The sequence below is a fragment of the Acinetobacter sp. USHLN143 genome (assembly GCF_037145695.1).
GTDB lineage: Bacteria > Pseudomonadota > Gammaproteobacteria > Pseudomonadales > Moraxellaceae > Acinetobacter > Acinetobacter fasciculus.
Genome location: NZ_JBBCWZ010000093.1, coordinates 1 through 8,334 on the forward strand (window position 1 = coordinate 1; position 8,334 = coordinate 8,334).

An 8,334-nucleotide genomic window follows, 5' to 3' on the forward strand; every position below is an offset into this window, starting at 1 on the left:
CAAGTCCATATGTTGACTATATGGTTTATCTAAAACAGTATCATCAATACTGACTATAAGTTTATTATTATCAATATGTTGAATTGCTTCTTGATATAGGTCGTGAGGTGTGTAGTCTTCACGCTCTAGAAAGCGATTTACACTATCATGCGAGATGTTATAAGTCTCGGCAAGTTGTGTGCAGCTAATAGAGTTCGGTTCTGTCATGAGAAAGCCCATATAAATGGGTAGTGTACAAGTTGCTGTAGAAGCATTTTTAATTCGTCTGATCACAGATACTTTATAAAGTATTTTAATACTTTTTTGAATCCGTCAATGCGTAAGTCCTATATTCTTTAATTTTTATTTTTCAAGTTTATCGCTTTCATCTTGTCTCCGAGCTACAGAACAAAATGATTATTGAATATCTCTTTAAATAACGCTTTTATTGGACTATTAAATCTTAATCGAACCATTTTTCCACTTCATTTGTCCATAAAACAAAGCTAACCAGCCCTCAACTTTTAAGAGTTTTCAAACAAAAACCTGACTTAGCTAAATGCTGCATCAGGTGCATTCACATGATTTATTTTTTTAGCAAATCGATCCAATAATATGCTCTGCGTGACAGGTCACCCCTTGCTGAACCATCAATTGAATCACTCCACTTTGATGTGCAAGTACAGGGACTTCCATTTTCATGGCTTCCATAATCGCCACCACCTGCCCCTCTGCGACCTGCTCCCCGTTTTCTACCTTCCAAGCGCTAATTACGCCATTGATTGGTGCAAGTAAGTGTTCAGCACTCACTGCTGTTTCTGTAGCTGGTTGGTCTTGAGACGTCATTGTAGGGTTTTGTGCAAACATACCCGCAGGTAAGCCTAAACGATGTAATTTCCCATCAATTTCAATATAACTGAGTAACATCGGCTGTTGATGATTCGGAATACTGCGTTTCGTTGGCTTTAAGTCCTGTTTAAAATCATTTTCAATCCAACGAGTATGAACATTAAATGTGGCGGTAAAATCAGCTTCATTTAATACAACACGGTGAAAGTCTAAAACCGACGCAACCCCTTCAATTTTAAATTGCTTCAGCGCACGTTTAGCGCGAGCGATCGCAATTTCACGGGTTGGGCCTGTGATAATCAGTTTTGCCATAAGCGAATCAAAATGACTCGACACCAAAGAACCAGTACGAACACCTGTGTCTACACGTACCCCCTGACCAAATGGTGCTTCAAATAAACTCAATACACCAAAAGCAGGAATGAAGCCACGAGCGGGGTCTTCAGCATTGATACGAAACTCAATGGCATGCCCCTGCGCTTTCGGGGTTTCTTTGATTGAAAGTTCATGGCCTTGAGCCACGCGAATTTGCTCAACCACCAAATCGACTTTGGCCGTTTCTTCAGTAACAGGATGTTCCACCTGCAAGCGGGTATTAACCTCTAAAAATGAAAGCTTTCCATCACGGCTCAGCAAATATTCAACTGTACCCGCACCGACATAGTTGGCTGCCTGACAGATATTTTTAGCCGAAGTTAAAATTTCTTGATATATCGCATCGCTGATAAAAGGCGCTGGCGCTTCTTCAATCAGTTTTTGATTACGACGCTGTAGCGAACAATCACGTGTACCTAAAACCACTACATTGCCATGTTGATCGGCAATCACTTGCGCTTCGACATGGCGAGGTTGATCTAAGTATTGCTCAACAAAACACTCACCGCGGCCAAAAGCGGCTTGTGCTTCACGTACAGCCGAATCATACAGCTCCTTTACATCTTCCAGTTTCCAAACGACTTTTAAACCGCGACCACCACCGCCAAAAGCGGCCTTAATCGCAATAGGTAAACCAAACTGCTTTGCAAACTCGAGTGCTTCATCAGCATTATTTAGAGGGTCTTGTGTACCTTGAACTAAAGGTGCACCCACTGAAGCAGCTATCTTACGTGCTTCAATTTTATCACCCAATTTTTCAATGGCGCTTGGCGATGGCCCTACCCACTTTAAGCCTGCATCAATTACGGCCTGTGCAAATTCAGCACGTTCAGATAAAAAGCCATAACCCGGATGCACCATGGTCGCCTTAGATTTTTTAGCAACCTCAAGAATGGCTGGAATATTCAAATAGGTTTCACGTGCAGTTGCACCCGCCAGCCCCCATGCTTCATCCGCCAGTTCGACATGCATACTGTCCATATCGTCATCGGCATATAACGCAACTGAGCTAATACCCATATCACGGCAAGCATGAATAATACGAACGGCAATTTCACCACGGTTTGCAATTAATAATTTTTCAGTAGTCATCATTCATTCTCAAAATCTGTAAATTCGGTCATTTTTTTAAATTTGATTTGGCACCCTGCTGGAATCTGTGCCACCAAATCCCTATGGCGCTTCGCCACAGCCGCAATGACGGGGTAACCACCAGTTAAAGGATGGTCATTCATAAACAGTACAGGTTGACCACTGGGTGGAATCTGTAAGGCACCAATACAAGTTCCTTCACTTTCCAACTCATGGGTAATTTTGCGTTGCAATGGTTGTTCACCTGAAAGCCTCAGTCCAACTCGATTGCTTTCATTAGTCACAAGCCAAGCTTGCTGACATAAGCGCTCAATACTCTCTGCTTCGAACCAATCCGTTCGCGGTCCCATCACAATGTCGAGCTCTACTACATCGCCGACTTTGGGCAAGTTTAACTTCGCAATTTCAGTATTACTGATATTTGAAACTTCAACCTGTCCTTGATAAACCGTATCCCCCATTTTTAGAGGTTCTGGTCCTAATATGGCCAAACTATCAAATGAGGCACTATTCAGCACAGGCTGCATGTCGATACCACCACGAATCGCCAGATAATTCCTCAGCCCTGCCGTCGGTGCTTGAATCTGAAATTCATCACCTTCATCAAGAGCAATCGCTTGATAACTGCCAAAGTCAGTCTTTTGTCCATCACTAAATTTCACGTGGATGTTTGAAATCGCTCCCGTAACCGCAATGACTGCGGACTGATGCATTTTGGCTTTCAAACCACCATTTAAAACTTCAATCACAGGCGTCGGAGTTGGGTTACCGACAATTCGATTTGCACTGTGCATCGCCGATACATCCATCGCCCCTGCAACACCAACACCAATCTTGGTCTGGTTAAAACGTCCTTCATCTTGGATCAACATCTGTAGACTCGGTGCAGTTACCGTAAACACAGGCATGGATTGTTTAGGTTCAACTGTACGAGTGACTTGCTGTGGTACGCTAACCGTGGTCGGTTGATGTGTGACATCTTCAAAATGTACAGTCATTCCTGGTAACAGTAGCGCTGGATTTTTACGCTCTAGATCCCACATTTTTGCAGCAGTCGTACCGATCAGCTGCCAGCCCCCCGGACTATCTTTCGGGTAAATCCCTGAATATTGTCCTGCCAGTCCCAAAGAACCCGACGGTATTTTTTTACGTGGCACAGCTAAGCGAGGAATATCTGTAAAAGGTCGATCGGGACTGCTCATATAAGCAAAGCCCGGTGCAAAACCGATAAAAGCCACATTCCAAACACTTTGACGATGCTTCAAAATCACATCAGCAATTGAAAGCCCTTGTAACTCTGCAACCTGAGCAAGATCTTCGCCCGTATAGCAGATAGGAATAATCAATTCTTGGGCATTACGCTCACCGCCTGAACCAATTTTTACAGTCTGAATTGAAGCAACCAGTGTTTTAAAGGTGGTCTCGATTTCATTAAAAAATACCAAAATCGTTTTTGCAGCAGGGACTAAGTCTTTAATTCCATTCAATTGCATCGTGTGCAATTTATTGTACAACGCCAATGTTTCCTCTAAGCTGGCAAGCTCTATAAGAAAACAATCCGCGTTTACCGATAAAAAACGCATATGCCTATCCTTTTAATTGTTCTTTGGTGCTGCTTAACCTATCCATGCACGATCAGGAATGTCTGTAATCAACATATGACCGGGTGCATGGCTTATGGCAAAAGGAATTTTTGAGTTCATCACCGCTGCTTGTGGGGTTACACCACAAGCCCAAAACACTGGAATTTCCCCAGCCTCAATACGTGAAGCATCACCAAAGTCTGGCTGATTCACATCACGAATGCCTAAACCTTCAGGATGTCCAATATGCACGGGCGCTCCATGCACACTTGGCATCCGTGCTGTAATTTTGACGGCATCCGTGATTTGATGGGATGGAATTGGGCGCATAGAAACCACCATATTGCCCGAAATACGACCCGCAGGCTGACATTGAATATTGCTCAAATACATCGGTACATTGGTCTGATCATGGATATGACGAACTTCAATGCCCGCCTCTTGCAGTGCTGTTTCAAAAGAGAAACTACAGCCAATTAGAAACGTTACCAAGTCAGGATGCGCATGATAAATGTCACTCGCATCCGTGACTTCATCGACCATTTCACCCTCTTTCCAGATGCGATAACGTGGAAAGTCGGTGCGTATATCTGAGTTCTCTGCCAGTCTTGTGGCATAAACACCTTCCTCTAGCACGTCTAAAACAGGACAGCTTTGCGGATTGCGATGTGCATACAGTAGAAAATCATAAGCCCAATCTTTAGGCACCGAAATCATATTGACCTGCGTCATGCCTGCAGCCATACCCGCCGTTGGTTTATCAAAGCCTGCACGGATTTTTAAACGTGCCGCTAAAGCGGCTTCAAGCTGTTCTGAGTCGACTCGGATATCCTTATACATTGCGTACGTCCTGATGCTTTAAAACAAAGGGGCGAATTTCAATATGATGATTTAACAGTTCAGCTTTAATCGCAGCCGACATCTCTAAGGCACCTGCGGTGTCACCATGTAAGCAAATCGTGTCCGCTTGAATCGGGGTAAATACACCATCAATCGACTCAACGCCGCCATTTTTCAACATAGACACTACACGGCGTGCCACAAAGGCCGAATCATGTAAAACAGCCCCATCCAAACGTCGTGAAACCAATGAGCCATCACTGTTATAAGCACGGTCTGCAAATGCCTCAGATACAACCTTTAAGCCTGCTGCACGTGCTTGCTCAACCAAGTGGGAACCTGCCAGTGCCACCAAAACCAGTTCTGGGTTATACATCTTGATAGCATCAATCACCGCAGCGGCTTGAGCGTGGTCGTGTGCAATGGTGTTATACAGTGCACCATGTGGTTTCACATATTGCACTTGAGAACCAGCCACTTTAGCTAGACCATCCAGTGCAGAAATTTGATACAGCACATCGGCAATCAGCTCATCACGTGACACATCCATATTACGGCGACCAAAACCGACAAGGTCTGGATAAGATACATGCGCGCCAATCGTGACATTTAATTCAACAGCCTTCCGCAGTGTCTTTAAAATCCCCAGCGGATCACCTGCATGAAAGCCACATGCAATATTGGCACTCGTGACCACAGGTAGAATTTGGTCATCATTGCCCATTTTCCACGAACCAAAACTTTCACCCAAGTCACTATTTAAATCTACAAACATGGCTTAATTCCTTTATCACTTCACCATCGTCTGGCTTAAAGTTTGGTTAAATAATTAAAGACTGTAGTAAAGGACATATAGCCCATCCACCATGTCAACATACATGTGAGTACACCCAAAATAAGTAACCATTTTGGATAGTTATAATTCCCCATCATATCTTTACGACAAGCAGCTACATAAACAAAAATCGTTAAACCAATTGGCAGTACCAAGCCATTAAAGCCACCAACAAAAATCAAAAGTCCAGCAGGGGTTGCGCCCAGTACGACATACAGTAATAAAGCTAAAGAGATAAATGTAATGGTGGTGTAATTGGTTTGCTTTGGACTGAGGTTTTTCTTAAATGCGGTAAAGAATGAAACCGAAGTATAAGCGGCGCCAATGGTACTACTGATCCCTGCTGCCCAGAAAATTAGACCAAATAATTTATAACCAAAAGTTCCTGCGGCATATTGAAAAGCTTGCGCTGCGGGATTGGCATCATGGCTGGCTAAATCAATACTTGCGCCACTTACCACCACACCCAAGAAAGCTAAAAACAGCACATAACGCATGATGCCTACAACCACAATACCTTTGGTTGCGGCTCTTGCAACTTCATCAATATTTTCAGGGCCAACCGCACCTTTATCCAGTAAACGATGGGCGCCTGCATAGCAGATATAGCCGCCGACCGTTCCACCAACAATCGTGGTGATGATGGCAAAATCAATCTGGTCGGGTGCAAACGTTTGATGAACAGCTTGGCCCACAGGTGGCATCACAATGACGGCAACAATGATAATCAAGATGATTTTGAGCAACCCCAAAACGATCATGCTTTTATCCATGGCCAGCGTGGCTTTTCTTGAAGCAAAAATTAAAATGGCTAAAGCACCACTTAAAATGCCGCCCCATTTAGTGTCTAACCCAAATAATGCATTGAGACCTAAAGCCGCACCTGCAATATTACCAATACTGAAGAAAAAGCCACCCAAAATGACCAGAAAAGCCAGTAAGTAACCACTGCCCGGCAAGGCTTTATTGGCAATATCCGAGGCACGCATTTGCGTCAGCGTTACGACACGCCAAATGTTTTGCTGCACCACATAATCAATCAAAATAGACACTAGAATGGCAAAGCCAAACGCCGCACCCAATTTCACAGTAAAGACCGCAGTTTGAGTTAGAAAACCAGGTCCCATGGCGGAAGTTGCCATCATAAAGATTGAAGCAACAATGGCCCATTGGCGATCTGATAAAAAAGAAGATTTTAATAAAGACATATTTAATGCGTTCCTCGTCCATTTGAGCTTAATAACGCTATTTTCAAGTTGAACCAAGAACATCATTTTGCTTACAAATTCTGTTCTTAAATCCCTTAAACTGACAAAGATTCCCTGTTGCCCAACCAAAGCCATGGCGGATCAAATCTTCTATTTGAAATAAGAACATAGGCAAGCGCGATGAACAATACGACTTTTTACATCCATTATTAAAACTAAATTACTGTATTTTATTATTTTTTATTTATTAAAAGTCTAATGATAAATTTTACTTATCACGCACGATAAGCTGCTTTTATAGTTTTTCAAACAAATTACGGTTTGAGATAAAGAAACATTGCTTGTCAAAAAGCTACGTACGCCTCAATTATTTTTTAATTTTCTCAAGCAGTCTTTTCATTGCGCTTTCAGAAACAGTGACTGCGACATCGGTTAATTTCTCTTTCAAGGCAGCATCATTTCCTTGCATATAAATCGAGGTGAAATGAAAGGTTTTGAGCTGGATCGGGGTATTTAAAATTTCCAAGCGACCATCGGTAATTTCCTTTAAGGCCGTTAAGGTCGGCACAACGGCGATCCCCAAACCTTGCTCCGCAAGACGCAATAAGGTCGCAAGCGAATAACTGGTAATTGAAAGCGGCTCATCTAGTGCCTGCTCTTTCATTTTGGCCTTGAGCTCTTTATAGGGATAGGTAATTTTCGGGTAAGTTAAAATGGTATGAGACATTAATGCCTTAAACGGCATTTGGCCCACACCACCTTTAAAAGATGGAGCTGCCAAAAAACTCAGTTCAAAGTCACATAGCGCCTGCTCTACACACTCAAAAGCCAAAGTCGGGCCCAACAAAAAGGCCATGTCCAAATCCCCGGTACGCACACCTTCTTGCAAATTTGGGGTTAAATCCACCACAATTTCCACTGAAACTTTAGGAAACTCTTTTTGTACTTTTTCGATATATTCAACCAACCACGTATAAACGATGGTCTCGGAAACACCTAAACGAATTGTTCCTGTTAGATGCTGGTTTTCAGTCAGCTCAGCCACCAAATCAGTTTCTAAACGCATAAACTTTTCAGCATATTTAAACAGGGTCATGCCTTTATGGGTGGGTTTAAGCTGTCGAAAGCTGCGATCGAGAACTTTAAAACCTAAATCATTTTCAAGAGAGGTGATTTTTTGTGAAACGGCAGGCTGAGTCGTTTGTAATTTTGTGGCAGCCTTATTGAAACTATTTAAAGTCACAACCCAATAAAATGCTTCTAGATTTTTTAAATTCACCCTAAATCCTGCCTTTACTCCATCCCGCTTATAGTACGGCAGTTCCCCCTATTTTTTAAGTTACTGTTTTATATAATTTCAAAATGTCTTACGAGATGACGCTCATTCAAGCGCTATGCCTTACCCAAATACATCAATTTACAACCTTACTCCCTCGAATCTGATCAAGGCTCTTTAAATCAAGGGTGGTGTTTCAAAAAGTATGCTGGCATTAAACGAATCCATTATTGATATAAAAGAACACTAAATCAAAGGCTTTGAAATGATTTTCAAGCTTTTTGGAGAAGTTGCAGC

5 protein-coding genes and 3 pseudogenes are annotated in these 8,334 nt (G+C 42.6%); all 8 read right to left on the reverse strand.

Going from position 1 to position 8,334, the window contains the following annotated elements:
* Nucleotides 1–273 (reverse strand): annotated as a pseudogene (locus WFH18_RS15645) (IS701 family transposase); the annotation flags it as partial.
* Between the two features lie 300 nt (nt 274–573).
* A complete protein-coding gene (locus tag WFH18_RS15650; protein WP_262472624.1) occupies nt 574–2,295 on the reverse strand; it encodes an acetyl/propionyl/methylcrotonyl-CoA carboxylase subunit alpha in 1,722 nt (573 codons plus the stop codon).
* A complete protein-coding gene (locus WFH18_RS15655) occupies nt 2,295–3,878 on the reverse strand; it encodes an urea amidolyase family protein (RefSeq protein WP_336755214.1) in 1,584 nt (527 codons plus the stop codon). Before WFH18_RS15655 ends, WFH18_RS15650 begins: the two co-directional genes overlap by 1 nt.
* Nucleotides 3,879–3,911: 33 nt before the next feature.
* Nucleotides 3,912–4,718: a putative hydro-lyase gene (locus tag WFH18_RS15660; RefSeq protein ID WP_262472620.1), complete on the reverse strand. Its 807-nt coding sequence runs from the start codon at nt 4,716–4,718 to the stop codon at nt 3,912–3,914.
* Nucleotides 4,711–5,493: a LamB/YcsF family protein gene (locus WFH18_RS15665; protein WP_262472621.1), complete on the reverse strand. Its 783-nt coding sequence runs from the start codon at nt 5,491–5,493 to the stop codon at nt 4,711–4,713. The genes WFH18_RS15660 and WFH18_RS15665 overlap by 8 nt, the downstream gene beginning before the upstream one ends.
* 35 nt (nt 5,494–5,528) lie before the next feature.
* A pseudogene (locus WFH18_RS15670) lies at nt 5,529–6,783 on the reverse strand (NRAMP family divalent metal transporter).
* Nucleotides 6,784–7,128: 345 nt separating this feature from the next.
* Complete coding sequence (gene mumR / locus WFH18_RS15675) at nt 7,129–8,040, reverse strand: LysR family transcriptional regulator MumR (protein ID WP_336755218.1); 912 nt, start codon at nt 8,038–8,040, stop codon at nt 7,129–7,131.
* A 211-nt stretch (nt 8,041–8,251) separates the two neighbouring features.
* A pseudogene (locus WFH18_RS15680) lies at nt 8,252–8,334 on the reverse strand (IS1 family transposase); the annotation flags it as partial.

What these genes read in the sequence shown, in the direction of transcription:
- WFH18_RS15650 (WP_262472624.1), bottom strand. Translation starts at nt 2,295, where the DNA reads ATGACTACTGAAAAATTATTAATTGCAAACCGTGGTGAAATTGCCGTT.
- WFH18_RS15655 (WP_336755214.1), bottom strand. Translation starts at nt 3,878, where the DNA reads ATGCGTTTTTTATCGGTAAACGCGGATTGTTTTCTTATAGAGCTTGCC.
- WFH18_RS15660 (WP_262472620.1), bottom strand. Translation starts at nt 4,718, where the DNA reads ATGTATAAGGATATCCGAGTCGACTCAGAACAGCTTGAAGCCGCTTTA.
- WFH18_RS15665 (WP_262472621.1), bottom strand. Translation starts at nt 5,493, where the DNA reads ATGTTTGTAGATTTAAATAGTGACTTGGGTGAAAGTTTTGGTTCGTGG.